This is a genomic window from Pseudomonas sp. SMN5, from assembly GCF_052041925.1.
GTDB lineage: Bacteria > Pseudomonadota > Gammaproteobacteria > Pseudomonadales > Pseudomonadaceae > Aquipseudomonas.
The window spans coordinates 1-26,227 of sequence record NZ_JBKGGX010000010.1 but is presented as its reverse complement, the minus strand read 5'-3'; the positions used below and the strand labels follow the sequence as shown (position 1 = coordinate 26,227).

The window sequence follows — 26,227 nt, the reverse complement described above, 5'->3', positions numbered from 1 at the left end:
TGCCGCGTTATACCTGAGGTCAGTCAGGCGTTCCCGCGTGATGCAACAGCGCCGACGGTGGTTGATGACAAGAATAAAAACCGGAGTAATAGCGTATGAATAGCTTGCGCAGTGTGTCGATCAGCCGACGCTTGTGGCTCATCCTGGTCGTGGCCATCGTGATGCTGTTCACGTTGGGCGCCTTGATGCTCAAGCAGATCCACAACGACCTTTATCAGGCCAAGGTGCAGAAAACCCAACATGTGGTGCAGACCGCCAGTGGCGTGCTGACTTACTACCATGGCCTGGAAACGGCAGGCACCCTGAGCCGCGACGCCGCGCAGAAACAAGCGCTCAGTGCCGTGCGCGGCCTGCGTTACAACGACACCGATTACTTCTGGATCAATGACCTGACGCCCGTCATGGTCATGCACCCGACCAACCCGAAGCTGGAAGGCCAGAACCTCTCGTCGATCCGCGACCCGAACGGTTTTGCGTTGTTCAACGAGATGGTCGCCATCGCCAAGTCCAAGGGCGCCGGCATGGTGGATTACCTCTGGCCGAAGCCGGGCGCCGAGGCGCCGGTAGGCAAGACCTCCTACGTCAAACTGTTCGAGCCGTGGGGCTGGGTCATCGGTTCAGGCGTCTATGTGGACGACGTCCAGGCTGAATTCCGTTCCCAGCTGATCCAAGCCTCGGCCATCGGCCTGGCGATCACGCTGATCATGGCCTTGCTGTTAACGCTGATCGTGCGCAGCATCGTGCGACCGTTGCAGGAAACCGTTAATGCAATGGCGAACATTGCCAGCGGCGAGAGCGACCTGACCCGCACCCTCGACACCCACGGCCAGGACGAAGTCACCCAGTTGGCGCGACACTTCAATGCTTTCACCGCCAAGCTGCGCCAGGTGGTCGGTCAGTTGCAGGATTCGGCCAGCGCGCTGGGGCAATCTTCCAACGAATTGGGCAACGACGCCACCCAGGCTCAGGAGCGCAGCCAGCAGCAGTCGCAACAAATGGAGCTGGTAGCGACGGCCATCAACGAAGTGACCTATGGCGTACAGGACGTGGCGAAGAACGCCGAACACGCCGCCAGCGAAATGCGCGACGCAGAATCCCAGGCCCAACAGGGCCAGATCAATATCGACGGCAGCTTGCAACAGATCGATCGACTCTCCCAGACCATCGACCAGGCAGTGGAAGTGATCCGCACCCTGGCGAGCGAAAGCACGCAGATCGGCAGCGTCCTGGAAGTGATCCGCTCGATTGCCGAGCAGACCAACCTGCTCGCCCTGAACGCCGCGATCGAAGCGGCCCGTGCCGGGGAGCAGGGCCGTGGCTTCGCGGTGGTGGCCGATGAAGTACGGCTGCTGGCCCAACGCACCCAGAAGTCCACCGCTGAAATCCAGGCGATGATCGAACGCCTGCAAAACCATTCCGAAGCTGCGGTGAAAGTCATCAGCGACAGCAGCCGCGCCTCACAATTGACCATCGAGCAGGCCGGCCTGGCGGGCGCCAGTCTCAATGCCATCGGCCAGGCCCTGCGCAACCTCAACAGCCTGAACGCGTCTATCGCCAGCGCCACCCTGCAACAGGCCCATGTGGTGGAAGACATCAACCAGAACGTCACCCAGGCCGCCGGCCTGTCCCACAGCACCGCCCTGGCGGCTGAGCAATCGAGCCTGGCCAGTAGCCGTCTCAAGGCGTTGAGTGAACAGTTGAACGGGTTGCTCAAGCAGTTTCGGGTTTGAGCGAGGCCTGTGAGAGCGAGCTTGTTCGCGATGGCGGCGGTACATTCAGCATTGGTGCCAGCTGAGCCGCCCTCATCGCGAGCAGGCTCGCTCCCACAGTGGATTTGTGACAACTGAAACCATCTGCCATGCACAAAACCCTGTGGGAGCGAGCCTGCTCGCGATAGCTGTGGCACATCCGAACATTGAAATTGGAGCTGCCCCCACCATCGCGTATACAATCGCCGCCCTCTCCTACTTCTCCAAGGATCCACCATGTCCGGGCTTGAACTGTTTGCCGCGGCCCTCGGCGTGATTGCTGTCTGGTTGACTGTCAAGCAGAACCCCTGGGGCTGGCCGATCGGATTGGTGATGGTGTTGCTGTACAGCTGGATTTTCTTCGACGTGAAGCTGTACTCGGACATGTTGTTGCAAGGGGTCTACGCCGTGCTGCAGCTCTATGGCTGGTGGCAATGGACCCGGGCCGGGCAGCAACATGCCGGGCGCCAGGTCACTCGTCTGGGTGGGACTTGGGTGTTGTTCGGGCTGGCTGTCGGGGCGGTGGGCAGCCTGGCGCTCGGGGCGGCCATGGCCCGCTGGACCGACGCCGCCCAGCCCTGGCTCGACGCGGCACTGACCGGTTTCAGCCTTGTCGCCCAATGGTGGATGGCGCAGAAACGCCTGCAATGTTGGCCGTTGTGGATCGTCCTGGACGTGATTTTCGTCGGCCTGTTCGTCTATAAGGACCTGTACCTGACCGCCGCGCTCTACGCCCTGTTCACCTTGCTGGCGGTGCAAGGCTGGCGGGAATGGCGCGCCGATCCGGCCCTTCGCCCATGAAAGTGCTGGTATTGACCGGCCCCGAATCCAGCGGCAAAAGTTGGCTGGCAGCGCAGTTGCAGGCGCACTTCGGCGGCCTGCGGGTCGATGAATACGTTCGTCATTTCATGGAACAGAACCTGCGCGACACCTGTCTGGCCGACATCACCGACATCGCGACCGGGCAGCTCGCCTGGGAAGACGCGGCCCGTGCCCATCAGCCAGACTTGCTGATCCTCGACACTCACCTGTTGAGTAACATTCTCTGGAGCCAGACCCTGTTCGGCGATTGCCCGAGCTGGCTCGAGCCGGCCTTGTTGGCGCGCCATTACGACTTGCATCTGTTGCTGAGCCCCGAGCAAGTGGAGTGGACCGGCGATGGGTTGCGCTGCCAACCGGACCTGGCGCAACGCAAGGTGTTTTTCCAGGCCACCGAGGATTGGCTGGTCCGGCACCGACAACCCTTCCAAGTCATCGAGGGTAACTGGGCGCAACGCCGGGAAAAGGTGTTCGCCGCCGTTTCGCGGCTACTGGCAGCCTGACCGCCTGGCGCGGCGCTCAACCTCTCGCGTCTGTTGTTACGCAGCTGATACAACCCCGACACGCCGAACGCGGATCCACGGCGGTTGCGCCGGATTGCCATCAAGACTGTAAAGCTGCTGCAACACCCCGCTCAAAGCCTGGATCCAGAGCCTTGGACGGCCGCCGTCGCGCTGTTCATCCGGCCCGTTGTCTCAACGATGAAACAGCCCGGCCCGTAAATATCCTCAGCCACTACACAACCAATTGATTCGAAAGGAATTTCTTAAATCGGCACGACTCCTGCTCGCGACCTTCGCAACGCTGACTAGGGCCAGCCGTAGAGAAGGAGTCGCTGCCATGGGGAGTTTCAATAGGGGCGTGACCTGCCTGTTGCTGATCGGCTGCGCCGCCGGCGCGTCGTTCAGCCTACCGGTACTGGCCGAGGGCAACGGCGTGATCGTACTGAGCCGTGATGTACAACCCATTGCCATCGGCCGTAACGGGGGCAAGGACCCCTACCCGACCACCGTCAACGCCAACCCATCGGCTCGAATCAACCAGGCAGCCGCCAGCACCGAGCTGAGCGATGGCGAATTCGCCAGCATCGCCAGCGGCTCTTCGATCCGCAACGCCATCAATACCAACACCAATACCGGCGTACAGGGGCTGAACGTGGTAACCAACCCCAACGGCATGCCTGGCATGGGTGCCGGTCATGGTGGCGGCAGCGGCGGCGCGATCTCCGGCACCATCAACCGATCGCTGAGTTCCGGCCTGGCCCCGCTGGGTCGACTTGCCGGAGGCCAGTGACATGAAGCCCGCCCTGTTCCTGCTGGCCTTGCTCGGTCCCTCCCTCACCCTCGCCGATCCGGGCGTGGCGCGGGTCACCGACGCCAACCTGCAGAATTCCGGCGGCCATTACAGCGGCAACTTCAACGTCAACCAGGCCGCCGGCGACCAGACCCAGCAGACCAACGTCCGGGCCATCGCGATCGGCACCGAAGCACAGGCCAGCACCAACCTGCGCCAACGCCTCGATACGCCAGCCGACCCATCCATGAACGCCACCGCCCGCATCGGCGGCAACTCCTTCACCAATGGCAACGGCGTGCTGGGCGTCAACCAGTCCGCCGGGGCCAATAACCAGATGGCCAATGTCATGCGCGTGGGCATCAGCGCCCAGCCGCAGAGCATTGATGACAGCGTCCTTTCGCAACAGAACGTGGCGTTGCTACCGAACTCAGGAGCAACTGGCGCCCCAACCGGCAGTCGCCAGGTCGTCACCAGCGACCAGGCCTTCACCGGCAGCCGTGGGGTAATCCAGGTGAACCAGAGTGCCGGGGTGGGGAACCGCATGGCTAACACCCTGAGCATCCGGGTCGCCGACTGACCCGGCGCAGTGCGCATAAGAAAGTACTGACACTTAACCAACGACAAGCAAGGAGAAACACCATGAAACCTACGATGGCACTCCAACCATTGGTTTTCGCTCTCGCCGCTGTCATGGCAATGGCCGCGCAGGCCGGAGGAAACGATAACAACGGGCATGGTCACGGCCATGGCAACCATGGTCCGAAAGGTCCGACCTGGCAGGAGCAACTGTCCATCACTGCGGGTGCTGCGGCATCGGTGCTGGATGAACAGAACAGCGACGGCAACGTAGTCACCAACCAGGCCACCAAAAATACCGCCGAAGCCAAGGACTCGCTCAATGGCAGCAACGGCAACATGGGCGCCAACGTTGCCGGCGGCGACGGCAACCAACAAGACAACGCCGCAGCCTTGGCCACCGCTGACGAGAGCTTCATCTTCGGCTCGGCTGTCGCCGTGTCCAGCGCCACGCAAGTCAATAACAACAATTACGTCAAGAACAACTCCACTCAAAACAACGCTTCGCTCACCAATGCGGGCAACAATGGCTCCGGCAACATCGGCATCAACGTGACCGCCGGCAACTTCAACCAACAGAAAAACAACCTGGCCATCGCCGTGTCCGGAGGCCGTGTTGCAACAGCCGCTGCTGCGGCCGACCAGACCTCCACCGGCCTGGAAGTCGACAACAAAGGTGTGCGGACCTATAAAACCGACACCCTTACCAGCACCTACAAAGCCAACGGCACGTTCAAAGCCAAAGGCGATGGCACTGCCGAAAGCGACAACCATGGCGGCTGGGGCAACAAAGGCGGCTACGGCGGCGGTCATGATGATGACAAGTTCAAGTTCACCGCCGTGGGCACCTTTGAACTGTCCGGCACCAATACCCAGCAAGTGCTGACCCGCGACGGCTGGAAAAACCCTGTGATCAACAACGCCACCATGAGCAACTCGATGAACGGCTTCTCCGGTAACGGTGGCGCCAACGTCTCGGCTGGCGTGGGTAACCAGCAGAGCAACTCGCTGTCCATCGCTGCCGGCTGCAAGGCCTGCATGTAAGCGCGCATGAAACGAAGCCCCGGCGACGGGGCTTCTTTTCCAGGACTATCAAAAGGCGTATCAGTCATGCGTGGGACTGCCCTTTCCCTGCTTCTGTCCATGGCCTGCGTTGCTCAAGCCGCGCAGATACCGGTCGCCGCCTTGCCTGGCGGCATGTTGATTTATAAACCGGTGCAAAGCCTGCGCGAGCGCAAGTTCAGCGATATCGTCGAACAGAAGACCGATTTCAGTTGCGGCGCCGCCGCGCTGGCCACGGTGCTGCGCCAGGCCTATTGGCTGGACGTCGATGAAGAACACGTCATCAAAGGCATGCTGGTCAACGCGGACCAGGACCTGGTTCGCACCCAAGGATTTTCCATGCTCGACATGAAGCGCTATGTCGAAACCATCGGCATGCGTGCCCGTGGCTATCGGATACCGCCCGAAAAAATCGAAGCGGTGACCATCCCTGTGGTGGTCCTGATGGATATCCGCGGCTACAAGCACTTCGTGGTGTTGCAGCGCGCCGACAAGCAGTGGGTCTACATTGCCGACCCGGTGCTGGGACACAAGCGCTACGCCCATGACGATTTCGTCAAGGGTTGGAATGGCATCGTCTTTGCCATTGTCGGGCCAGGCTATGACAAAGCCAACGCCTTGCGCAGCCCTCCGCAACCGCTGACGGCGCGTAACAAGCTGGACGGTTTCAATCCGGTCCAGGATGCAGAACTGATGGATTTCGGTTTCATACAGAGCGACTTCTTTTAATCGCCGAACACTGCCAACAATAAATACAAGAGGAGCAGGACGCTCCGGGAGCTGCACATGAAAACGTCACACTGGCTGACGCTGGCCTGCCTGGCCGCGGCTGCCTCGGGCTATGCCCATGCCGGATTCAAACCGATCGAAGTCAAGGACCAGGAGCTTTCCGAGCTGCGCGGTCGTTATGTGATGCCGGGCCGAGTCATCAGTTTCGGCATTGTCATGAGCAGTACCTGGCGCAACGCCAGCGGCGACCTGATCGGCGCCTCCAGCACCCTGCAGATCCAGGCCGCTACGATCAAACCCCAACTCTATGTGTCCACCATCAAGCAGACCGGTAATGGCGGTATCCCGGATCAGGGCAGCGGCAACATCACCGGTGGCGCAGGCCTGGGTACGAGCCAGGGCGTGACCCAGAGCGTACGTGCCGCCGGCGACGGCAACACGGCCTATAACAATGTCGATATCAACGTCAGGGAGAGCAACCAGGCACCTGCGCTGGTGCCCTCCCAAGGCCAACTGCTGAGCAGTGGCCAGACCATCAGCGGCAGCAATGCCGCCGGCAGCGTGGCAGTCACCGCTACCGGCAACGGCGTGCAGATGGCGATCCAGGCCAGCCAGAACCAGGGCAGTGCCCTGCAACAGGTGGCCCAGGGCGGCCTGCTGCAGAACACCCGCCTGCTTGGCAACGGCAACCAGGTCAACAACCTGACCCAACTCAACGTGGTGCTGAACAACAACGGCCCCAGCGCCGGGGCCCTGGACTGCAACCTGACGCAATTGCGAGGCCTGCGCACCCTAGGATATTGAACTACGCTGCTGACGACCATTGGGCAAATAGGGACGGCATTCTCCATGTATCGATCCGTATCGTTGCGCGCTGTCATGTGTTTGAGCACGTTGTTACCGGCGACCGTGTTACACGCGGCGCCGGACGCGGACATCGAAGCCCTGAAGCAGGAACTCCTGGAGTTGAAGCAGCGATACGAGGCCCAGCAAAAAGCTTTGGCGGTGCTCGAACAGCGGGTTCGCCAGGTGGAAGACCAGCCCGCCGCCCCGCCCCCCAAGCGCCTGGCCAAATCCCCGGCTGACATGAAAGGCAACCAGACCGTGGCCGGCAGTGGTTCGGCAGGGACCGGTGGCAGCGGCTACGGGCAGTCCCTCGCCGACGATTCGCAACCGGCCCAGAGCGTTTCCAACCTTTATGACGAGGCCAGCGGTTTCTTCGGTGGCGGCAAGTTCAGTTTCGAAACCGGCGTGACCTATTCGCGCTACGACACCCGGCAATTGATCCTCAACGGTTTCCTGGCCCTGGATTCGATCTTCCTGGGCAACATCAACCTGGACCGGATCAAGGCCGACACCTGGACCCTGGACCTGACCGGCCGCTACAACTTCGACAATCGCTGGCAGTTCGACCTTAACGTGCCGGTGATCTACCGCGAGTCGACGTACCAGTCCGGCGGTGCCAACAACGGCGCTGCCGGAGTCACCAGCGAGGAAACCGTGACCCGCGACCCCACCATCGGCGACGTGAACTTCGGCATTGCCTACAAGTTCATGGATGAGTCGATCGACACGCCGGATGCAGTGGTCACCCTGCGGGTCAAGGCCCCGACCGGCAAGGACCCGTTCGGCATCAAGCTGCGCCAGTCCCAGGCCAATACCAACCTGTTCGTGCCTGAAGACCTGCCCACCGGCAACGGCGTGTGGTCGATCACCCCCGGGATCTCGCTGGTCAAGACCTTCGACCCGGCCGTGCTGTTCGGCACATTGTCTTACACCCATAACTTTGAGGAGTCGTTCGACGACACCAGCTCCACCGTCAACCAGAAGATCCCCGGCAAGGTCCGGATCGGCGATAGCTTCCAGCTCGGTGCGGGCATCGCCTTCGCATTGAACGAGAAGATGAGCATGTCGTTCTCGGTGTCCGACCTCATCCAGAAGAAAAGCAAGATCAAACAGGAGGGCGGGGATTGGCAGTCAGTGGTCTCCAGCGACGCCAACGCCGGCTACTTCAACATCGGCATGACCGTCGCCGCCACCGACAACCTGACCATCGTGCCCAACCTGTCCATAGGCCTGACGGACGATGCACCGGACTTCAGCTTCAGCCTGAAATTCCCGTATTACTTCTGACACAAGACCTCCCTTGCACTCTGTGGGCGCTGAGCTTGCTCGCGATAGCGGTAGATCGGTTACCTGTTCATGGCTGACCCACTGCAATCGCGAGCAGGCTCGCTCCCACAGGGAACTGCGCCAAACCGGAATTAGCGAATCTGATGCTTGTGCAACAACCGATAGAATGTCGGCCGTGATACGCCAAGGACCCTGGCAGCGACGCTCAGGTTGTCGCTGTGGCGGTTGAGCACGTCGCTCAGCGCCTGGCGCTCGGCGCGAGTCTTGTAGTCTTCCAGCGTGCCCATCGGGGCGACGACGCCATGAGGACTGGCAAGGCCAAGGTCCCGGGCCTCGATCTGCCGACCTTCCGCCAACACCAACCCGCGACGGACACGGTTGGCCAGTTCGCGCACGTTGCCAGGCCAGTCGTGCATGCCCATCGCCGCCAGGGCGTCGTCGCTGAAGCTGCGCGGCCGCCGGCCGATTTCCTGGCTGTAGAAATGCGAGAAGTGACTGGCAAGCATCGCCAGGTCGCCATGGCGCTCGCGCAACGGAGCCATGACGACCTGCAACACGTTGAGGCGATAGTACAAATCCTCACGAAAACGCTTGAGTTCGATGGCTGCTTCCAGGTCAACGTGGGTCGCCGCCAGCACCCGCACATCGACTGCAATCGGCTGGCTGCCACCGACCCGCTCAACGTGTTTTTCCTGCAAGAACCGCAGCAGGTTGGCTTGCAGTTCCATCGGTAGGTCGCCCACTTCATCCAGGAACAGCGTTCCGCCGTGCGCAGCCTCGATCCGCCCGATCTTGCGCTGGTGAGCGCCGGTGAAAGCGCCTTTCTCGTGGCCGAACAATTCGGATTGAATCAGGTGCTCAGGAATGGCACCGCAGTTGATCGCAATGAATGGTTTGTGGCGTCGGTGCGATTGCAAATGCAGCGTGCGAGCCACCAACTCCTTGCCGGTTCCGCTCTCCCCACGAATCAACACCGGTGACTCGGTGGGTGCCAGCTTACCGAGCAATTTGCGCAGTTCGCGCATCGGTCGGCTGTCGCCCAGCAGTTCGTGCTCAGGCTGATCGACATGAATCGTACCCTGCCCACGCAAGCGCGCCATGCCGAATGCCCGGCCCAGCGTCACTTGGACCCGGGAAACATCAAATGGCAAGGTATGAAAGTCGAAGAACCATTCGCAGACAAAATCACCGACATTCTGCAGGCGCAGCATCTCCTGGTTGAGCACCGCGATCCATTCGGTGCCGCTGCGACCGATCAATTCCTTGACCGCCTCCGGGCGCTCGAGATGAAACGGCTGCAAGCGCAGGAGCCCGACATCGCACGGCCGATCACCGGCGTGCTCCAGGGCACAACTGTCCACATCCCACCCTACGCTGCGCAGACCGGGCAGCAGGCGATGGCAATCATCGCAGGGATCAACCACGAGCAGACGACGCGACGTACTGGCTTCGATCATGACTGATCCTTGGCGCCAAAATAAGGAAATGTTATTAGAAACAGTCGTTTGGCGAACCTGCATGTAACAGTAGCAAGAAGTTGACACCCCCTTGTATCGATTGATTATTGAACAACGATAAAAGTGGTTATAAGAAGCCGTTTCGTTAGTTTCCCCCCCGGTTTTTCTTTCAACCCGCTTTCAAACAAAAGCCTGGAAGCCTGGTCTGAAAGAAATTCGAAATTTATTTAAAGATTGTGTGACCCGCCCCCGGGTTCGGAACATCAGTACAAGTAACCTGCCGCACGGTACGCCCAACCGCCGGCACATCATTTGATTGGGCACATTGAAGAGAAAACGCCATGAACGCCCCGCTCCGTATCAACGAAGCTCTTTTGATTGCCGACCGCGCATTTCGTCCTTTCCAATGCGTGGCCTGGGCTCCACAAGACGGTAACGGTGAACTCAGCCTGACCGTCGTAGACCGCACCAATACTCATATTGGGCGCAAACAGATTCCAAGCAGTGCCTATACCGATCCGGCCAAACTGGCGGACCTGTTGAAACAGGCCCGCGCCGAATTGAGCCAGGAAGGCTACAAGTTGCAGTCCTGGTCGATGCCGGAATAAAGCCGCCGATAGGCCTGCTATCCGTGGCGGGCTTGGCGTTGGGTCGCAAAGCCATTGTTATGGCACGAATCGTCCCTACTTACGCAAGGTCTGACAGTTGTGCATTGATCCGTTCAAGGATTGAATGTTGCCCTCATGCTGTCGCCGTTCTTAGGCTGTGTACGAAATGGTTTGAAACGCAGGTTAGGCAAGGCAAAAACCGGCGAGGAACGGCCGGGGTCGCGCTCGACTTGACTGGTTGTCAATGAGCATTCCGATCGGACTCGCGCACGAGCCGGTTTTTAACGCCGCATAACCAAGTTTCAAGCTATTTCGTACATAGCCTGGGGGTCGGTCGACGCGCAAGGAGAGGCACGCATGCACGATCGATCCGCGTTTGCGCTGGAACCGGCGCAAATCTACGCCGGGCAACTTGATCCAACCTTTGCCGACAACGGTAAAGCCTGGATTCATTTTGAAGGCAGCCGTTCGAGCCAGACCACCGGGCTGACCCTCGACCACGCTGGTCGAATCCAGGTGGCGGCCCGGATCGATACCCCCAACGGCAGCCGGTTCGGGCTGACCCGACTCAACCCCGATGGCTCGACCGACCCAGACTTTGGCGCCGACGGCTGTGTGATCGGTGTCTTCGAAGATGGCTGTGAAGCAACGGCGGGTAAGATCATCGAGTTGGATAATGGCCATATTCTGCTGTCAGGCCTGCACTACGAAAACACTGACCACACCCTTCCCGCCCTCGCCCTGTTCGACCAGCAGGGCCGACCCGTGCAAGATTTCGGCAACGCTGGCCGGCGGATCATCAGACTCTGCGGCAACCTCTCCCAAGGCCTGCGTGACCCGTGGCTGCCGCCCGGCATACCGGGCCTCGAAGCCTGTGACATGCAGGTTCAGGCCGATGGCCGGATCCTGCTGTTGGCCAATCATCACTTTCAATTGTCCGATCACGTCGGCGTGCTGATCCGACTGTTGCCCGACGGTGAGTTGGATGGCTCGTTCAACGGCCGTGGCTTCGTGATGGTCCGGCGGCTGCTGAAAAACACCTGGCTGGGCTGCCTGGCGCTCCAGGCCGACGGCCATATCGTCGTCGGCGGTGCAATCGACCTGCCCCAGCAAGGCCTGATCGCACGTTATGACCCCGACGGCGGGCTCGATGAAACCTTCGGTGAGCAAGGATTCCTGTCAATCAAGGCGCAGGACCACAGCGTAATGGTCAGCCAGATCGTGCAGCACGCAAACGGCGACTTGCAGGCGTTCGGCAGCAGCCGCGACCCGATGCACAGTCTGTCACTGAAAGTAAGCCAGGACGGCGAGCCGGACCGCCACTGCAACCAGGGCCAATGCCAGCTCCTGCAGATTGGACGCAGCTCCAGCCAGTGGACCGCCGCCCAGGTTCAACCGGACGGGAAGCTGGTGACGGCTGGGGCTACCCTCGGTGGTATCGAAACCGATTTCCTGCTCGCCCGGCATTTGCCGGACGCCAGTCTCGACCCGGATTTCGGCCAGGGCGAAGGCTGGGTTCGCACTCGAATCGGCTACAGCCTGGACACCGCCACCACCCTGGCGGTGCAGGCAGACGGGAAAATCCTGGTGGGGGGATATTCACTCCATGGCAGTTACCGAGCGGTCATTGCACGGTATTGGGCCTGATTCAGGATGGCGAGCTGACCGGTATTTATTCCTACCCTTGATATTCCTAATTTCTTACGGCAACTTGCGCGCTTCTAATTAAAAGGAGCAGCCGATGTCCGGCTCAATGGCTCAGGCTTTCGCGCACAATTTTCTGGGGCACTCGCCGCGCTGGTACAAGGCGTGCATCATCACTTTCCTGATCCTCAACGCCGTGGTGCTATGGACGGTGGGGCCGGTCGCGGCGGGCTGGATGCTGGTCATCGAGTTCATTTTCACCTTGGCCATGGCGCTCAAATGCTACCCGCTGATGCCCGGCGGGCTGTTGCTGATAGAGGCGCTGGTGCTGGGCATGACCACGCCCCAGGCGCTGTATCAGGAATTGCTGCACAACTTCCCGGTAATCCTGTTGCTGATGTTTATGGTGGCCGGGATTTACTTCATGAAGGACCTGCTGCTGTTCCTGTTTTCGCGACTGCTGCTGGGGGTACGCTCCAAGGCGTTGCTGGCGCTGATGTTCTGCTTTCTATCGGCGTTTCTCTCGGCATTCCTCGATGCGCTGACCGTCACGGCGGTGATCATCAGCGCCGGCGTGGGATTTTATTCGGTATACCACCGCGTCGCGTCAGGCCACGACCCGCGCCAGGAAAGCAACATCGATGAAGACCACGCCTTGGCCTCGCTGCATCACGCCGACCTGGACCAGTTCCGGGCATTCCTGCGCAGCCTGCTGATGCACGGTGTGGTGGGCACGGCCCTGGGCGGCGTCTGCACCCTGGTGGGCGAACCACAGAACCTTCTGATCGGCCATGAGATGGGCTGGCATTTCGCCGAATTCTTCCTCAAGGTCGCGCCGGTGTCGCTGCCGGTGCTGGTGGCAGGGCTGGTGACCTGCGTGCTGTTGGAAAAACTGCGTTGGTTCGGCTACGGCACACTGCTGCCGGACAATGTCCGTGCCGTGCTGGCCGACTACGCCGAACAGGACAACCGCGAGCGCACCTCACGTCAACGGGCCGCCCTGATCGTTCAGGCAATCGCCGCGTTGATCCTGATCATCGGCCTGGCACTGCACGTTGCCGAAGTCGGTCTGATCGGTCTGATGGTGATTGTGCTGATTACCGCGTTCACCGGTATCACCGACGAGCACCGGCTCGGCAACGCTTTCAAGGACGCCATGCCGTTCACCGCGCTGTTGGTGGTGTTCTTTGCGGTGGTGGCGGTCATTCATGACCAGCAGTTGTTCACGCCGCTGATCCAGTGGGTCCTGGCCCTTCCCGCCGACCAACAACCGGGCATGCTGTTCATCGCCAACGGACTGTTGTCGGCCATCAGTGACAACGTGTTTGTGGCGACTATTTACATCACCGAAGTGAAACAGGCCTTCGTGTCCGGCCACTTGAGCCGCGAACAGTTCGAAACCCTGGCCGTGGCCATCAATACCGGCACCAACCTGCCCAGCGTGGCCACTCCCAATGGCCAGGCCGCCTTTCTGTTCCTGCTGACGTCAGCGATTGCCCCGCTGATTCGCCTGTCCTATGGCCGGATGGTCTGGATGGCGTTGCCTTACACCGTGGTGATGGGTGGATTGGGCTGGTTTGCGGTCACTGACTGGCTGTAGAGCGCAACGCCTTGGGAGCGAGCAGGCTCGCTCCCAGAATATCCGTTCCCTCGATTTCCACCGGCGAGTCAGCGCGGCAGGATATAGCGCTCGATTGCCAATGCCGCGCCGTCTTCGGTATTGGCAGCGGTGATGACATCGGCCTGGCGCTTGATCGCTTCCGGCGCCTGGCCCATGGCGATCGACAGCCCCGCACGATGGAACATCGCCGGGTCGTTGCCGCCATCGCCCATCGCCGCCGTCTGCGCCAGCGGCACATTCAGGAATGCCGCCAGGGTCGCCAGCGCCTCGCCCTTGTTGGCTTTCATGGCCGTGACATCCAAATAGATCGGTTGCGAACGCGACACCTGGGCCTGGCCATCGAGCAACGGGTGCAGGCGCGCCTCCAGCTCTACCAGCAGTTGGGTGTTGGCACTGGTGGCGACGATCTTGTCGATGCGCTCAAGGTAGGGCTCGAAACTCTCAACCTGTACCGGCGCATAGCCCAGGCCACGGGTCTCGACCGGTACCATGGGTCCGTTGGCATCGAGCACCAGCCAATCGCCGTCGGCGAAGACCCAGACCTCTATACCCGGCTGATCGGCGTACAGCGCCAGGGTGGTCAGCGCCGCCTCAGGTGGCAGGTAATGCACCGCGAGGAAGCTGCCATCAGGATGCACCAGCGTGCCGCCGTTGAACGCGGCGGTAGGCAGGTCGACGCCCAGGGCCTCGATCTGCTGGCGCATCGCCCGGGGCGGCCGGCCGGTGGCGAGGCTAAACAACACCCCCGCCTCGCGCAATGCGCGAACCGCTTCGATGGTGCGCTGGGTCAGGCTGTGATCGGGCAGCAACAACGTGCCGTCCATGTCGCTGAGCAAGAATCGGATGGGTTGTGTCACCAACTCACTCATCCGAGGCCGTGCCAGACGCGACCGTCGCGAGTCAGCAAATCATCGGCGGCCGCCGGTCCGTCTTCCCCGGCCTTGTAGGGCTGGAATGTCGGGTCCTGCTGCCAGGCATCGAGGAATGGCTGCACCGCACGCCAGCCGTTCTCGATGTTGTCGGCCCGTTGGAACAGCGTCTGATCGCCGGTCAGGCAATCGTAGATCAGGGTTTCGTAACCCGTGGACGGTTGCATCTCGAAGAAGTCCTTGTAGGCAAAACCCAGTTCGATGTTCGCCATGTCGAGCGCCGGCCCTGGCCGTTTCGCCAACAGGTCGAACCACATGCCTTCGTTGGGCTGGATCTGGATTCTCAAGTAGGTAGGTTGCAATTCATCGACTTCGGTGTCGCGAAACTGCGCATAAGGCGCCGGTTTGAAGCAGATGACGATTTCCGTGTCCCGCACGCTCATGCGTTTGCCGGTGCGCAGGTAGAACGGTACGCCGACCCAACGCCAGTTATCGATCATGACCTTGAGGGCGACATAGGTCTCGGTCTCACTGTCCTCGGCCACGTTGGCCTCCTGGCGATAACCGTTCACTGCCTTGCCGCCCACTTCGCCGGCGGTGTACTGCCCACGTACCGAATTGGCCCGGGCCTGTTCCACCGACCAGGGCCGGATTGCCCCGACCACCTTGGCTTTCTCTCCGCGCACCGCATCGGCACCGAATGCCGCCGGCGGCTCCATCGCGACCATCGCCAGCAACTGGAAAAGGTGGTTGGGCACCATGTCCCGTAGCGCACCGGTGTGTTCGTAGAAACTGCCGCGGGTTTCCACACCGACGGTTTCGGCGGCGGTAATCTGGACGTGGTCGATGTAGTGGTTATTCCAGAACGCCTCGAACAGGCTGTTGGAGAAACGGCTGACCAGAATGTTCTGCACCGTTTCCTTGCCCAGGTAGTGGTCGATCCGATAGATCTGTTTTTCGCTCATGACTTTGAGCAGGCAGGCGTTCAGTGCCTCAGCGGTTCGCAGGTCGGAACCGAACGGCTTTTCGATCACCACGCGCCGAAAGGCATCCGGCTGCTCCTGAAGCAGGCCGGCCGCGCCAAGGCGGCTGACCACTTCGCTGAAAAAACGCGGCGCGGTCGCCAGATAGAAGACCGCGTTGCCGGTGCCGCTGGCCGCGATCTTCGCCGCCAGCGCCTGATAAGTGCCGTCCTCGAGGAAATCACCCTGCACATAGCTGATGCCCTTGGCCAGCCTGGCCCAGAGCACCGGATCGAGGGCGCGCTCGGCATCGCCGCCCTTGTTGACCGCTTCGCTGCGGATGAAGTCCTCGAGCTTCTTGGCGAAATCCACATCGCTGATCGCGTTGTGGTCAACCCCGATGATCTGCAGCCCATCCCCCAGCAGGCCGTCACGACTGAGGTGGTAAAGCGCCGGCATCAGCAGCCGCTTGACCAGATCGCCATGGGCTCCGAACAGAAACAACGTGGTCGGTGGTGCCGGTTCTGCCTTGGATTTGCTGCCGATCGAGGTCATTTTTTCGGTGTCTCCACATGGCCGCCGAAGCCGAAGCGCATCGCCGAGAGCATCTTGTCGCCATAGGTGCTTTGCTGACGAGAGCGGAAACGGGCGAAGAGCGAGCTGGACAATACCGGGACCGGCACCGCTTGTTCGATGGCGGCCTCGATGGTCCAGCGACCTTCACCGCTGTCGGCGACTTCGCCGGAGAACCCGTCGAGTTGCGGGTCACTGGCCAGAGCGTCGGCGGTCAGGTCCAGCAGCCAGGACGAAACCACACTGCCGCGACGCCAGACTTCGGCAATATCGGCGACATTCAGGTTGAAACGCTGCTCAGGTGGCAGGCTTTCGCTGGACTTGGTCTTGAGGATGTCAAAACCTTCGGCAAAGGCCTGCATCATTCCGTACTCGATGCCATTGTGGATCATCTTCACGAAATGCCCTGCACCCGCCGGGCCGGCATGAATGTAGCCACGTTCGGCACGATCATCGTCGGATTTGCGATCACGGGTACGCGGGATGTCCCCCATGCCCGGGGCCAGGCTGTCGAACAGCGGATCCAGGCGTTTCACGACCTCGGCGTCGCCACCGATCATCATGCAGTAGCCGCGTTCCAGACCCCAGACGCCCCCGGAAGTGCCAACGTCGATATAGCTCAGGCCTTTTTCCGCCAGGGCCTGGGCGCGGCGGATGTCGTCCTTATAGTACGTGTTGCCACCGTCGATGATCACATCGCCCGGCTCAAGCAACTGGCTGAGGTCGTTGATGGTGTCTTCGGTGGGTGCGCCAGCGGGCAACATGACCCAGACCGCCCGCGGCTTTTCCAGGCCGGCGACCAGTGCGGGCAGGTCCGCCACGCCCTTGGCGCCCTCTTGACTGAGGTTATCGACAAATGCGCTGTTGCGGTCGTAGACGACAGTGGTGTGCCCATTGAGCATCAGGCGCCGCGCAATATTGCCGCCCATGCGGCCCAGTCCAATGATCCCGAGTTGCATGTGCTGATGCTCCCTACTACAAATAAAGGTAAGTCAAAGGTTTAGCTCCAAGACTAGTGGAGGTTAGTCCAGAGCATTGCTGCATAGTTTCCGGGTAATTCAGGCAATCACAAGGGATAACGCTTCAAACCCGGCCGAAGACACAGCGACCATGAAAAATAAAAAAGTTCCAATCACAGGCAAAAGAAATCAGAATTGGCGCCGATAGTAGAGGTGTCGACCAAATACTGGCGACATCTCTATAGTTGATGTACGCCATTTGCGAGGTGAGCAATGGGCCCTGTCGTTACCGCACGTCCTCCCCAAACCCTTTATGTGACCATTCGTCGCGACGAATTGCGCCTTCTGAAGGAAGAGCGCGATCTCCTGCTTGATGAAGTGACGCAGTTGCGCATGCAGCTGCAGCATTCCCAGCTGTCCCATCAGGGCCAGGCCCTGGCTCGGTAAGCGCTCCGGCAGCGCTGCATCCGGAAGTGGCATCGGCGTGGACGCTGTCACTTCCCCAAGACTTCAGAAATTCCCGTGGCGAGGGAGCTTGCTCCCGCTGGGCCGGTCCGCGTTCGGGCGCAGCGGCTTCGCAGATTTTACGGTTGCTGCGCAACCGAGCGGGAGCAAGCGCCCTCGCCACGAAGCTTTTGCTCCTGTACTTGATTTGCCAGGCAAGTCTTTCTTTTCCTGTCGTTTTGTCACCGAAAAACTCACAAAGTTTTCACACCTTAGCCGCGATACTCCGCGCCTTTAAGGTTGCTCGACGCACGCCTGCGGTCGCCACTGGGCTGACAGCAGCTGCCTCGACTAAGGCTGGAGCGCTTGATGAGTCTGTTCAAACGCAGCAAAACGACTGCGAAAGGTTTCGATTGGGCCGGGTTCGGCTGGCTGTTTCTATTCTTCTGGTATTTCTCCGGCATCACCCAACTGCTCATCCTGGTCAGTGATACTTCTGGTTTCACCGGATTCCGCCAGGCCTTCGTGATGAGTGCGCTGTGGCTGGCACCAATGCTGCTCTTCCCCACCCGGACACGCCTGCTTGCCGCCTTGATCGGCGTGGTGCTGTGGGCCTGCTCCATGGCCAGCCTGGGCTATTTCTTCATTTACCAGCAGGAATTCTCCCAGAGCGTCATCTTCATCATGTTCGAATCGAACGTGGCTGAAGCCGGTGAGTACCTGACGCAGTACTTTGCCTGGTGGATGGTCGCGGCGTTCCTGGCCCACACCGCCATCGGCTACTGGCTCTGGACCCGCCTGCGGCCGGTTTACCTGCCCCGCGGCCAGGCGCTGGTCGCCGCCCTCGCCATCGTCGTGGCCGTGGTCGGTTACCCGTTGATCAAACAGACCCAGCGCACCGGCAGTCTTGCCGGCGCCCTGGAAAAATTCGAGGATCGCATCGAGCCCGCCGTGCCGTGGCAAATGGTGGTGGCCTATCGTCGCTACGGCGAACAGCTGGAAAACATGCAGGGCATGCTCCACAGCGCCAGCAAAATCTCGCCCCTGCGCAACCTCAAAGATGACATGGCCAACCAGCCGGCCACCCTGGTACTGGTGATCGGCGAGTCCACCAATCGCCAGCGCATGAGCCTGTACGGTTACCCAAGGGAAACCACGCCCGAACTGGACAAGCTCCGGGATCAGCTCTCGGTGTTCGACAATGTCATCACCCCGCGCCCATACACCATCGAAGCGCTGCAACAGGTCTTGACGTTCGCCGATGAAGAGCACCCTGATCTGTACCTGAGCACACCGTCGCTGGTGAGCATGATGAAACAGGCCGGCTACAAGACGTTCTGGATCACCAACCAGCAGACCATGACCAAGCGCAACACCATGCTCACGACCTTTTCCCAACAGGCCGACGAGCAGGTGTACCTGAACAACAACCGCAACCAGAATGCGGCCCAGTATGACGGCGACGTGATCGAACCCTTCAACAAGGCCCTGGCCGACAGCGCGCCGCGCAAGCTGATCGTGGTGCACCTGTTGGGCACCCACATGAGCTATCAGTACCGCTATCCGCCGACCTTCGACAAATTCACCGACCGCCAGGGTGTCCCACCGGGCATTCGTGACGATCAACTGCCGACCTACAACAGTTACGACAATGCGGTGCTGTACAACGATTTCGTGGTATCCAGCCTGATCAAGGACTACGCCAAGAGCGATCCCAACGGCTTTCTGCTGTACCTTTCGGACCATGGCGAAGATGTCTTCGATTCTCAGGGCCATGGCACCCTGGGCCGCAACGAAGGCAAACCGACCGCGCCGATGTACACCATTCCGTTCATGGCCTGGGCTTCCCCCAAATGGCGCGAAAACCACGACTGGGATTTCATCGGCGACCTGTCCAGGCCCTACAGCAGCTCTCATCTGATCCACACTTGGGCCGACATGGCGGGCCTGAGTTTCGATGAACTCGATCGCAGCAAGAGCCTGGTCAGCGATGAGTTCAAGGCCCGGCCGCTGCTGATCGGCAATCCTTATGAAAACCAGCACAAGGGCCTGATCGACTTCAGCCTGATCAAACCCAAGCCACCGACGACGACCGTGGTGCAGAAATAAACCGTGGCGAGGGAGCAAGCTTCCCTCGCCACGGTTTCAGAGAGCCCTCCAGCCTACAGCGGCTTGGTCCAGAACAGCATGCGGCCGTGGTCTGGATCGAGCATGCCGGCGGCAAAGCCGAACTTGGCATAGCTGGCCTGGGCCACGGCGTTGCCCTCAAGCACTTCCAGGGTGATCTTGCAGCAACCACGTTGACGAGCGATGTCCTCGACCTTCTGCAGCATCTTCTGGCTCAACCCAAGCCCTCGAAAATCTTTCATTACCGCCACGTCATGGACATTCACCAGCGGCCGGCAGGCAAACGTGGAGAAGCCCTCGAAACAGTTCACCAGCCCCGCCGGCTCACCGTTGACGAATGCCAATACGCTGAACGCATGGGGGCGCTTGGCCAGTTCTTCGGGCAGATGCAGCAGTACCTCGGCAGGCAGCGGATGACCGCCGCCCATCGGGTCCTCGGCATAGCCATTGAGCACATGACAGATCGCTTCGGCGTGGACCGGGTTGGTGTAGCTGGCTTGCAATACCAGAATGTCCTTGGCTTCTTCCATGACCATCTCACTTCGTTGATACCGACGACTCGCGGCCGTCGGCGGGATACCGGTCAGCCGGGCTGACCAAAACGTTGCATCTGCATTTCCTGAAGGCGACTGAGGGTACGGCGAAACGGAAATTGCAGATAGCCCTCGGTGTACAGCTCGTCCATCGGCACCTGGGCCGACAGGTACAGCGGAACCTTGCGGTCATAGCATTCGTCGACCAGGGCGATGAACCGACGCACGCCATCATCGTGGACCGACAATTGCGGCAATTCGCGGTCCCCGGCCTCGACCCGCTCGACACCGTCTTCGGTGCCACGGGCAATCCGACCCTCGCGTTGCTCCGCGCTCAGACTGGGCACTTCACCGAGCAGGATCACGCTGAAACGGTCACACAGGGCCATGAAATCCAGAGCGGAGAAAGGCTGTTCGCAAAGGTCCTGATAACGACTCCAGAGTACCGTGTCCGTAACCTGCACGGGTTCCAACAAGCGGTGACCGACCTGGATCGGCCCGCTGCCCGGTTGCTGCCCGGCAGTGAGCTGGGCGAAGACGCCAGCCAACGGCTCGGGCTGTTCGGGACCGCGCACCCAATAGCGCTGCTGCAACGCCCCCGGATGCTGACGATGGTCCTGCCAGCCGTTCACCGGCACCACCTGCATATGCTGCTTGATCGCGGTGATGGTGGGCAGGAAGCGCTCACGGTTATGGCCGTTGGCGTAGAGCTCTTCCGGCGGCAGGTTGGACGTGCTGACCATCACCATGCCCTGCTCGAACATCACCTGGAAAAGGCGGCTGAGGATGATCGCATCGCCGATGTCGGTGACGAACAACTCGTCGAAACACAGCACCCGAACCTCGGCACTCAGCTCCCGGGCCAGGGCCTTCAAAGGGTCGGGAGTGCCAGTGAGCTGGAACGAGCGCTGATGCACCCAGGCCATGAAGTGATGGAAGTGCTGACGCCGAGCCGGCACCTTGAGGCTTTCGTAGAAACGATCCATGAGCCAGGTCTTGCCCCGCCCCACCGGGCCCCAGAGATAGACGCCCTTGATGGATTTGCGACCCTCGTGCAACGCCTTGTGACATTGCTCCAGGGACAGGATCGCCAGCTCCTGGGCCTCGTCCTGGACGAAGCCGTGATGTTCGATGGCATGCTGCCAGGCACTCAGGGGGGAGTCGAAAGTCATACGGCCCGGATCCGGAAAACGAAAGCAGGGAGTATGCCATGTCGACGGCATGGAGGCGCGATCACCGCTCGGTTGATTTAACGCAAACCCTGTGGCGAGGGAGCTTGCTCCCGCTGGGTTGCGAAGCAACCCTGCTTATCGAGACGGTTGGCGCGCACAGGTACGCCAGCCCGGCCCGGCGGGAGCAAGCTCCCTCGCCACAGGAATCATCTTTTGCCAAAGAAAGCGCTTCTGCCACATAAATTTTGTGCCAGGCAGGGGCCTAGATCGAGATATCCAACCGACTGATCTTCCCCTGCTCATCAAGCCGGAAGGTGTAGCGCAACTCCAGCGGACTGCCGGGGAACGTGCCGGAGATCAGATTGTGGACCAGTACCTTGCCGGTGCGTTGCTGCACATTGAGCACCTGGACCCGGGGCTGATAGCGTCGGGCGGTGTCGTCCATCCATTGGGCGATGGCCTGGGTGCCGACACGGTGCTGGCCTTCATCGAACACGTTGGCATTTTCAGCGAAGAAACGCGTCGCCGCCGAACTGTCACGGGCATTGGCGGCCTCGATGTAGCCGGCGATGGCCGGGGCCAGGGAAGAGACGGGGTTGGACATGGTACGGCTCCTTGTTTTATCGATCTGGCACCATGCTAAAACAGCGTTATGTCAGTTTTTGTCAGGAGTAAAACGCCCCATTTCATCCAGCTGCATCAGCTTGAACCAGGCCCGCAGCAGGTCACTGCGCCTGCCCGGATACTGCTCGCCCTGCTCGACGGCGGCCCCGATGCGGTCGGTGCGAAAGGTTCGATAGGCGCCGCGCAATTCGCACCAGGCCACCACCACCCGCGCCTCGTTGAAGAAGCCCAGGGCCAGCGGCCAGATCAGGCGTTGGCTCGGGGTCTGGTTCACGTCGGCGTAATCGATGCGCAGCTTGGCTTGCGTGCGAATCGCCTGGCGGTACACGTTGAGTTCTACCGTGTTGCGCGGATAGCCATAACCCGGCGGTCCCGGCAGCACCGTAGGGTTGCGCAAGGCGTCTCCCAGGTCCGGCGCCAACACCGCCGCAACTTTTGCCAACGCGTCGGCGGCCGCCTTGCCCAATACCTCGTCTGCGCGTTGATCGACATAGCGCAAGCCCAGCACGATGGCCTCGATTTCATCGGCCGTGAACATCAAGGGCGGCAGGAATAGTCCACTGCGCAGCACATAGCCAATTCCCGCCTCGCCCTGGATCGGCGCGCCGAGGGCCGTGAGTTCGGCGATGTCGCGGTACAAGGTACGCTCCGACACGCCCAGCTCCGCCGCCAGTGTTGCGGCGGTAACCGGGCAGCGCTTGCCCCGCAGGACTTGCAACAAAGTGAGCAGCCGAGTGGTACGGGACACGATGGACAATCCAGGCGAAAAAGTTGACGCAGATTAGCAGAGGTTGGTGTCAGAAATTGGCAGGAGCTTGTCGGGCTATACATGCAGCGCCCCTATTTATTGACCAGCGCGCTTGTGGCGAGGGAGCTTGCTCCCGCTGGGCCGGTCCGCACTCGGGCGAAGCAGCCTCTGCTTATCGAGACGGCTGCTGCGCAGCCGAGCGGGAGCAAGCTCCCTCGCCACAGAGATTGGTATCCTGCCTTTATTTTCCTGAGAGAATATCCATGCGCAAAATCCTCGGCTTCTCCCTGTTCCTGATGCTGGCGAGCCTCAGCGCCTGCGCCCTCTTCCCTCATCGGGATCCGCTGAACATCAACGTGGTCGGTATCGAACCGTTGCCCAGCCAGGAACTGGAGATGCGCTTTGCGGTGAAACTGCGGTTGCAGAACCCCAACGAAACCAGCATCGACTACAACGGCGTGGCATTGGACCTGGAGGTCAATGGCCGCCCGTTGGCCTCCGGGGTCAGCGACCAGACCGGCTCGATCCCACGGTATTCCGAAGCGATAGTCAGCATCCCTGTGAGTATTTCGGCCTTTTCCGTGCTGCGCCAGACCCTGGGCCTGAGCCAGACCCAGAGCCTGGACGGGCTGCCCTATGTACTCAAGGGCAAGCTCGCCGGTGGTTTGTTCGGAACAATGCGTTTCGTCGACCGAGGAACGCTCGATTTACAGCGCTCCCCAGCTACCTGGTGAAGCGCACCCCAGGCTTGGCCCGCTCGTCCACCACCAGCTCGAAGATGTCCGGCCTGGCATAGTGCCCGACCACGTCATAGTCGTAGCGCGCCCGCACCAGCTCGTCGGTATCGATCTGCGCCGTGAGCAATCCGGCCGTGTCTTTCAGCGGCCCGGCGAGCACATCGCCCATGGGCCCGACGATCACGCTGCCACCGGCAATCAGAGGGCGCTCGGCCGGCCAGTTCGCCACCTCGATGCCCAGCGCCTGGGGCGATGCCTGGACCTGGCAGGCACTGACCACAAAGCAGCGGCCCTCATGGGCGATATGGCGCATCGTCACCTGCCACATCTCCCGCTCGTCCACCGTTGGCGCGCACCAGACATCCACGCCTTTGGCATACATTGCGGTGCGCAGCAGCGGCATCATGTTTTCCCAGCACACTGCCGCACCGACGCGCCCGACCTGACTGTCGATGACCGGCAAGGTCGAACCGTCACCCTTGCCCCAGATCAGCCGCTCGGTGCCGGTGGGCATCAATTTGCGATGCCTGGCGACAAGTCCCGCCTCCGGTTCGAAATACAACGCGGTGCAATAAAGCGTGTTTCCGGCCCGCTCGATGACGCCCAGCACCAGGCTCGCCCCGGTGCGTGCCGAAAGCCCGGCCAGGGCTTCGGTTTCAACACCGGGGACATCAATGGCGTTGGCGAAATACCGGGCAAAAGCCTCGCGCCCCTCCGGCAGGCGGTAACCCAACTGCGTCCCAAAACCTTCACCCTTGGGATAGCCACCTAACAGCGCCTCGGGCATCACCACCAATCGAGCATTGGCCTGGCGTATGGCGTCTTCATAGGAAAGGATCTGCGCCAGGGTTTCGGCCGTGCCGCCAGGCAACGAACCGATCTGCAGGGCAGCGACAATGGATTTGGGCATGGAATTTAACTCCTTGATCATCAGGTGTTGCTGATTCTCAGGCGTCGGCCGATCATGAATAAAGCCCTGGATGCTGCTAACTGATATGAGCCATATGAATATCTCCGACATCGACCTCAACTTGCTCAAGACCTTCGAAGCTCTGCACGATGAATCCAGTGCCAGCCGCGCCGCGTTGCGCCTGGGCGTAACCCAATCGGCCATCAGCGCCGCATTGCGTCGTCTTCGCGGGCTGTATGACGATCAACTGTTCGTGCGCACCGGCCGCGGCCTGGCGCCGACGTTGCGGGCCAACCAATTGAAGCCGGTGATCAGCGAGGCGCTGGACAAGTGTCGCCAGAGCCTGGCAATGGTCGATCCGGACGCCAACCATTACACAGGGCGCTCGGTTATCGTCGGTCTGTCGGATGATTTCGAAATCGCCCACGGGCGCCGCTTGATCGAAGAAGTGACACGTCGGGCGCCGGGCCTGCGGCTGATTTTCCGCCAGACCCACAGCCAGATCGTCGGGCCGGCGCTGCTGGAGCGCAGCCTCGATCTGGCGATCACGGCGGGAGGTTTTGCGCAGCGATTACTCAGCCGTCAAGTGCTGGGGGAAGGCGATTACGCTTGTCTGGTGGACCCGGCCAGCCTCTCGCCAAACGAGCAGACGTTGAGCCTGGAGGCGTTCGTGGCCCGTGAGCATCTGCTGGTGTCATCGGGCGGTTTCATAGGCATCACGGACGAAGGGCTGGCCGCTGTCGGCTTGAGCCGGCGAGTATGCGCCTCGACCACTCACTTCGCTGCGCTGCCGTTCCTGCTCAAAGGCAGCCAGGCGGTAGCGACCATCCCGACGCACGCCGCCCGTGCCATCGCCTCGCTGAGCGGCCTCGCGTTGCTGCCCTGCCCCCTGGCGCTACCACGCTACCCCATCGAACTGGGCTGGCGAACCCACACCCAGATGGACCCGGCAGTGGTCAAGGTACGTGAGGCTATCGTCGCCACATTCGCGTAGCGGCTTATTTGTTGGCAGCCATCAGACGATTGACCTCACTGCGCACCATGTTGGCGTATTCCGGTGGCGACATACCATCCAGCTCAGCGCGCACCCACTCGGCCCATTTGCCCTTGCGCTTGGAGCGCTCGCCGAACAAACGAGCGCCTTCGCCCTTGGCCTTGCCCAGGTTGGTTTGCCACAGCTCGAACAGCCGGGATTTTTCGTCTTCCAGCGCAGCGCGCTCGGCCAGGGGCTTGTCTGCCAGATTGAAACTCATGGGGGATTACCTGTTGCGTAAATAGCCGCCATCTTACACCTTGAATTGCACAGCCTTAACCCGGTTTTATGAAACGACCCTGCTGCGCCGCCCATCTCGCAACTTTCAAGGCGGTGCAGCACTCCATAGAGCAAGGTCATCAACAAGGAGTCACTCAATGGCGCGTAAAAGCACTCTTCAAGCGAACGGAGAGCAAATCAAGGATCAGGTGTTCAGTGAACTGAGGGCATTGATCGAGGAGTCGGAGAAACTGCTCAAGAGCAGCGCGACATTGGTTGGCGAGGACGCTGAGAACCTGCGTGGGCAGATCTCTTTGAAACTGCAACAGGCACTGGATTCGGTTGCCAGCGCCCGTGAACGTACCCGTCCGGTGGTCGATGCGACCGAAACCTATATTGGTGGTCACCCATGGCAGACCGTGGCGATCAGCGCGGGGTTCGGGCTGGTGGTGGGGTTGCTGCTTGGTCGACGTTAGGCGGTGCCCTGCGCAAGCTGTGGGAGCGAGCCTGGTCGCGATGGCGGGCTCACGGGTTGTATGGGGTTTTTGACCGGGTGCATATCCGTTGCTGCGGTAACGGCTTCTTACGGTTCCGCCTTTACGGCGGGTTACTTTTGAAAGGCGT

27 protein-coding genes are annotated in these 26,227 nt (G+C 60.9%); 17 read left to right on the top strand and 10 right to left on the bottom strand.

All coding sequences use genetic code 11. The features are described 5' to 3' along the window. Window positions 1–95: 95 nt before the first annotated feature. The 9 genes from ACLEJR_RS11860 to ACLEJR_RS11820 all read left to right on the top strand — a co-directional run bounded on the left by ACLEJR_RS11860 (window position 96) and on the right by ACLEJR_RS11820 (window position 8,363). A complete protein-coding gene (locus tag ACLEJR_RS11860; protein WP_440792575.1) occupies window positions 96–1,730 on the top strand; it encodes a methyl-accepting chemotaxis protein in 1,635 nt (544 codons plus the stop codon). A gap of 255 nt (window positions 1,731–1,985) precedes the next feature. Continuing rightward, the gene (gene pnuC, locus ACLEJR_RS11855; RefSeq protein ID WP_440792573.1) at window positions 1,986–2,549 is read left to right on the top strand and encodes a nicotinamide riboside transporter PnuC; all 564 of its coding nucleotides are present in this window, start codon (window positions 1,986–1,988) and stop codon (window positions 2,547–2,549) included. Next, window positions 2,546–3,070 carry an AAA family ATPase gene (locus ACLEJR_RS11850; RefSeq protein WP_440792618.1) on the top strand — a complete coding sequence of 175 codons (525 nt, stop codon included), beginning with the start codon at window positions 2,546–2,548 and terminating at the stop codon, window positions 3,068–3,070. The genes pnuC and ACLEJR_RS11850 overlap by 4 nt, the downstream gene beginning before the upstream one ends. Before the next feature lie 337 nt (window positions 3,071–3,407). Next, window positions 3,408–3,860, top strand: coding sequence for a hypothetical protein (locus ACLEJR_RS11845; protein ID WP_440814112.1), 453 nt, complete (start codon window positions 3,408–3,410; stop codon window positions 3,858–3,860). A 1-nt stretch (window position 3,861) separates the two neighbouring features. After that, window positions 3,862–4,440 carry an adhesin gene (locus ACLEJR_RS11840; RefSeq protein ID WP_440814109.1) on the top strand — a complete coding sequence of 193 codons (579 nt, stop codon included), beginning with the start codon at window positions 3,862–3,864 and terminating at the stop codon, window positions 4,438–4,440. A gap of 62 nt (window positions 4,441–4,502) precedes the next feature. Further along, the gene (locus ACLEJR_RS11835; RefSeq protein ID WP_440814107.1) at window positions 4,503–5,483 is read left to right on the top strand and encodes a heme utilization protein; all 981 of its coding nucleotides are present in this window, start codon (window positions 4,503–4,505) and stop codon (window positions 5,481–5,483) included. 66 nt (window positions 5,484–5,549) lie between these two features. Further along, on the top strand, window positions 5,550–6,230 hold the full coding sequence (locus ACLEJR_RS11830; protein ID WP_440814105.1) for a C39 family peptidase: 681 nt from the start codon (window positions 5,550–5,552) through the stop codon (window positions 6,228–6,230). Window positions 6,231–6,287: 57 nt separating this feature from the next. Then, window positions 6,288–7,034: a hypothetical protein gene (locus tag ACLEJR_RS11825; RefSeq protein ID WP_440792564.1), complete on the top strand. Its 747-nt coding sequence runs from the start codon at window positions 6,288–6,290 to the stop codon at window positions 7,032–7,034. 45 nt (window positions 7,035–7,079) lie between these two features. Next, entirely contained in the window at window positions 7,080–8,363 is a 1,284-nt protein-coding gene (locus tag ACLEJR_RS11820; protein ID WP_440792562.1) for a hypothetical protein, read from the top strand. A gap of 131 nt (window positions 8,364–8,494) precedes the next feature. Here ACLEJR_RS11820 and ACLEJR_RS11815 read toward each other — a convergent pair whose 3' ends face one another. After that, on the bottom strand, window positions 8,495–9,820 hold the full coding sequence (locus tag ACLEJR_RS11815; RefSeq protein WP_440792560.1) for a sigma 54-interacting transcriptional regulator: 1,326 nt from the start codon (window positions 9,818–9,820) through the stop codon (window positions 8,495–8,497). A gap of 341 nt (window positions 9,821–10,161) precedes the next feature. On the opposite strand from ACLEJR_RS11815, the gene ACLEJR_RS11810 reads away from it, so the two are divergent. The 3 genes from ACLEJR_RS11810 (at window position 10,162) to nhaB (ending at window position 13,672) form a co-directional block, all read left to right on the top strand. Continuing rightward, a complete protein-coding gene (locus tag ACLEJR_RS11810) occupies window positions 10,162–10,428 on the top strand; it encodes a hypothetical protein (RefSeq protein WP_440792558.1) in 267 nt (88 codons plus the stop codon). A gap of 357 nt (window positions 10,429–10,785) precedes the next feature. Continuing rightward, window positions 10,786–12,075, top strand: a complete 1,290-nt coding sequence (locus tag ACLEJR_RS11805; protein ID WP_440814103.1) for a hypothetical protein — start codon at window positions 10,786–10,788, stop codon at window positions 12,073–12,075. 94 nt (window positions 12,076–12,169) lie between these two features. Then, window positions 12,170–13,672 (top strand): sodium/proton antiporter NhaB, encoded by a 1,503-nt coding sequence (nhaB, locus tag ACLEJR_RS11800; RefSeq protein ID WP_440814100.1) that lies wholly within the window; start codon window positions 12,170–12,172, stop codon window positions 13,670–13,672. Between the two features lie 68 nt (window positions 13,673–13,740). Here the strand turns inward: nhaB and ACLEJR_RS11795 are convergent, their stop codons facing one another. Genes ACLEJR_RS11795 through gnd form a run of 3 tightly spaced genes read right to left on the bottom strand, consistent with a single transcriptional unit; the run spans window position 13,741 to window position 17,080 of the window. Further along, window positions 13,741–14,562, bottom strand: a complete 822-nt coding sequence (locus ACLEJR_RS11795) for an HAD family hydrolase (RefSeq protein WP_440814099.1) — start codon at window positions 14,560–14,562, stop codon at window positions 13,741–13,743. After that, entirely contained in the window at window positions 14,559–16,079 is a 1,521-nt protein-coding gene (gene zwf / locus ACLEJR_RS11790; RefSeq protein ID WP_440814097.1) for a glucose-6-phosphate dehydrogenase, read from the bottom strand. Before zwf ends, ACLEJR_RS11795 begins: the two co-directional genes overlap by 4 nt. Next, window positions 16,076–17,080: a phosphogluconate dehydrogenase (NAD(+)-dependent, decarboxylating) gene (gene gnd / locus ACLEJR_RS11785; RefSeq protein ID WP_440792616.1), complete on the bottom strand. Its 1,005-nt coding sequence runs from the start codon at window positions 17,078–17,080 to the stop codon at window positions 16,076–16,078. The genes zwf and gnd overlap by 4 nt, the downstream gene beginning before the upstream one ends. 249 nt (window positions 17,081–17,329) lie before the next feature. Here gnd and ACLEJR_RS11780 point away from each other — a divergent pair, with 249 nt between their 5' ends. Next, entirely contained in the window at window positions 17,330–17,503 is a 174-nt protein-coding gene (locus tag ACLEJR_RS11780) for a DUF6026 family protein (RefSeq protein WP_440792548.1), read from the top strand. Between the two features lie 366 nt (window positions 17,504–17,869). Then, window positions 17,870–19,609, top strand: coding sequence for a phosphoethanolamine transferase CptA (locus ACLEJR_RS11775; protein ID WP_440792547.1), 1,740 nt, complete (start codon window positions 17,870–17,872; stop codon window positions 19,607–19,609). Window positions 19,610–19,662: 53 nt separating this feature from the next. Here ACLEJR_RS11775 and ACLEJR_RS11770 read toward each other — a convergent pair whose 3' ends face one another. From ACLEJR_RS11770 to ACLEJR_RS11755, 4 genes are all read right to left on the bottom strand, one after another. Next, complete coding sequence (locus ACLEJR_RS11770; RefSeq protein WP_440792545.1) at window positions 19,663–20,157, bottom strand: GNAT family N-acetyltransferase; 495 nt, start codon at window positions 20,155–20,157, stop codon at window positions 19,663–19,665. Between the two features lie 53 nt (window positions 20,158–20,210). Beyond that, a complete protein-coding gene (zapE, locus tag ACLEJR_RS11765; protein ID WP_440814095.1) occupies window positions 20,211–21,332 on the bottom strand; it encodes a cell division protein ZapE in 1,122 nt (373 codons plus the stop codon). Window positions 21,333–21,594: 262 nt separating this feature from the next. Next, on the bottom strand, window positions 21,595–21,936 hold the full coding sequence (locus ACLEJR_RS11760) for a nuclear transport factor 2 family protein (protein WP_440792541.1): 342 nt from the start codon (window positions 21,934–21,936) through the stop codon (window positions 21,595–21,597). Between the two features lie 51 nt (window positions 21,937–21,987). Further along, window positions 21,988–22,704 (bottom strand): helix-turn-helix transcriptional regulator, encoded by a 717-nt coding sequence (locus ACLEJR_RS11755; protein WP_440814092.1) that lies wholly within the window; start codon window positions 22,702–22,704, stop codon window positions 21,988–21,990. A gap of 263 nt (window positions 22,705–22,967) precedes the next feature. Between ACLEJR_RS11755 and ACLEJR_RS11750 the strand changes: the two genes are divergently transcribed. After that, on the top strand, window positions 22,968–23,438 hold the full coding sequence (locus ACLEJR_RS11750; protein ID WP_440792537.1) for an LEA type 2 family protein: 471 nt from the start codon (window positions 22,968–22,970) through the stop codon (window positions 23,436–23,438). Here ACLEJR_RS11750 and ACLEJR_RS11745 read toward each other — a convergent pair. Further along, the gene (locus ACLEJR_RS11745) at window positions 23,428–24,351 is read right to left on the bottom strand and encodes a carbon-nitrogen hydrolase family protein (RefSeq protein WP_440792535.1); all 924 of its coding nucleotides are present in this window, start codon (window positions 24,349–24,351) and stop codon (window positions 23,428–23,430) included. The genes ACLEJR_RS11750 and ACLEJR_RS11745 overlap by 11 nt on opposite strands. Before the next feature lie 85 nt (window positions 24,352–24,436). Here ACLEJR_RS11745 and ACLEJR_RS11740 point away from each other — a divergent pair, with 85 nt between their 5' ends. Next, complete coding sequence (locus ACLEJR_RS11740; protein ID WP_440792614.1) at window positions 24,437–25,345, top strand: LysR substrate-binding domain-containing protein; 909 nt, start codon at window positions 24,437–24,439, stop codon at window positions 25,343–25,345. 4 nt (window positions 25,346–25,349) lie between these two features. Here ACLEJR_RS11740 and ACLEJR_RS11735 read toward each other — a convergent pair whose 3' ends face one another. Then, the gene (locus ACLEJR_RS11735; RefSeq protein WP_440792533.1) at window positions 25,350–25,604 is read right to left on the bottom strand and encodes a hypothetical protein; all 255 of its coding nucleotides are present in this window, start codon (window positions 25,602–25,604) and stop codon (window positions 25,350–25,352) included. 157 nt (window positions 25,605–25,761) lie between these two features. Between ACLEJR_RS11735 and ACLEJR_RS11730 the strand changes: the two genes are divergently transcribed. After that, window positions 25,762–26,079 carry a DUF883 family protein gene (locus ACLEJR_RS11730; protein WP_440792531.1) on the top strand — a complete coding sequence of 106 codons (318 nt, stop codon included), beginning with the start codon at window positions 25,762–25,764 and terminating at the stop codon, window positions 26,077–26,079. Window positions 26,080–26,227 lie beyond the last annotated feature (148 nt).

Excerpts from the sequence above, each read along its gene's own strand:
- ACLEJR_RS11730 (WP_440792531.1), top strand. The coding sequence starts at position 25,762 with ATGGCGCGTAAAAGCACTCTTCAAGCGAACGGAGAGCAAATCAAGGAT.
- zwf (WP_440814097.1), bottom strand. The coding sequence starts at position 16,079 with ATGACCTCGATCGGCAGCAAATCCAAGGCAGAACCGGCACCACCGACC.
- ACLEJR_RS11745 (WP_440792535.1), bottom strand. The coding sequence starts at position 24,351 with ATGCCCAAATCCATTGTCGCTGCCCTGCAGATCGGTTCGTTGCCTGGC.
- ACLEJR_RS11750 (WP_440792537.1), top strand. The coding sequence starts at position 22,968 with ATGCGCAAAATCCTCGGCTTCTCCCTGTTCCTGATGCTGGCGAGCCTC.
- ACLEJR_RS11775 (WP_440792547.1), top strand. The coding sequence starts at position 17,870 with ATGAGTCTGTTCAAACGCAGCAAAACGACTGCGAAAGGTTTCGATTGG.
- nhaB (WP_440814100.1), top strand. The coding sequence starts at position 12,170 with ATGTCCGGCTCAATGGCTCAGGCTTTCGCGCACAATTTTCTGGGGCAC.
- ACLEJR_RS11835 (WP_440814107.1), top strand. The coding sequence starts at position 4,503 with ATGAAACCTACGATGGCACTCCAACCATTGGTTTTCGCTCTCGCCGCT.
- ACLEJR_RS11760 (WP_440792541.1), bottom strand. The coding sequence starts at position 21,936 with ATGTCCAACCCCGTCTCTTCCCTGGCCCCGGCCATCGCCGGCTACATC.
- ACLEJR_RS11740 (WP_440792614.1), top strand. The coding sequence starts at position 24,437 with ATGAGCCATATGAATATCTCCGACATCGACCTCAACTTGCTCAAGACC.
- ACLEJR_RS11850 (WP_440792618.1), top strand. The coding sequence starts at position 2,546 with ATGAAAGTGCTGGTATTGACCGGCCCCGAATCCAGCGGCAAAAGTTGG.
- ACLEJR_RS11805 (WP_440814103.1), top strand. The coding sequence starts at position 10,786 with ATGCACGATCGATCCGCGTTTGCGCTGGAACCGGCGCAAATCTACGCC.
- ACLEJR_RS11820 (WP_440792562.1), top strand. The coding sequence starts at position 7,080 with ATGTATCGATCCGTATCGTTGCGCGCTGTCATGTGTTTGAGCACGTTG.
- ACLEJR_RS11845 (WP_440814112.1), top strand. The coding sequence starts at position 3,408 with ATGGGGAGTTTCAATAGGGGCGTGACCTGCCTGTTGCTGATCGGCTGC.
- ACLEJR_RS11860 (WP_440792575.1), top strand. The coding sequence starts at position 96 with ATGAATAGCTTGCGCAGTGTGTCGATCAGCCGACGCTTGTGGCTCATC.
- ACLEJR_RS11770 (WP_440792545.1), bottom strand. The coding sequence starts at position 20,157 with ATGGAAGAAGCCAAGGACATTCTGGTATTGCAAGCCAGCTACACCAAC.
- zapE (WP_440814095.1), bottom strand. The coding sequence starts at position 21,332 with ATGACTTTCGACTCCCCCCTGAGTGCCTGGCAGCATGCCATCGAACAT.
- ACLEJR_RS11825 (WP_440792564.1), top strand. The coding sequence starts at position 6,288 with ATGAAAACGTCACACTGGCTGACGCTGGCCTGCCTGGCCGCGGCTGCC.
- ACLEJR_RS11810 (WP_440792558.1), top strand. The coding sequence starts at position 10,162 with ATGAACGCCCCGCTCCGTATCAACGAAGCTCTTTTGATTGCCGACCGC.
- ACLEJR_RS11780 (WP_440792548.1), top strand. The coding sequence starts at position 17,330 with ATGGGCCCTGTCGTTACCGCACGTCCTCCCCAAACCCTTTATGTGACC.
- ACLEJR_RS11840 (WP_440814109.1), top strand. The coding sequence starts at position 3,862 with ATGAAGCCCGCCCTGTTCCTGCTGGCCTTGCTCGGTCCCTCCCTCACC.
- ACLEJR_RS11815 (WP_440792560.1), bottom strand. The coding sequence starts at position 9,820 with ATGATCGAAGCCAGTACGTCGCGTCGTCTGCTCGTGGTTGATCCCTGC.
- pnuC (WP_440792573.1), top strand. The coding sequence starts at position 1,986 with ATGTCCGGGCTTGAACTGTTTGCCGCGGCCCTCGGCGTGATTGCTGTC.
- ACLEJR_RS11830 (WP_440814105.1), top strand. The coding sequence starts at position 5,550 with ATGCGTGGGACTGCCCTTTCCCTGCTTCTGTCCATGGCCTGCGTTGCT.
- ACLEJR_RS11735 (WP_440792533.1), bottom strand. The coding sequence starts at position 25,604 with ATGAGTTTCAATCTGGCAGACAAGCCCCTGGCCGAGCGCGCTGCGCTG.
- ACLEJR_RS11795 (WP_440814099.1), bottom strand. The coding sequence starts at position 14,562 with ATGAGTGAGTTGGTGACACAACCCATCCGATTCTTGCTCAGCGACATG.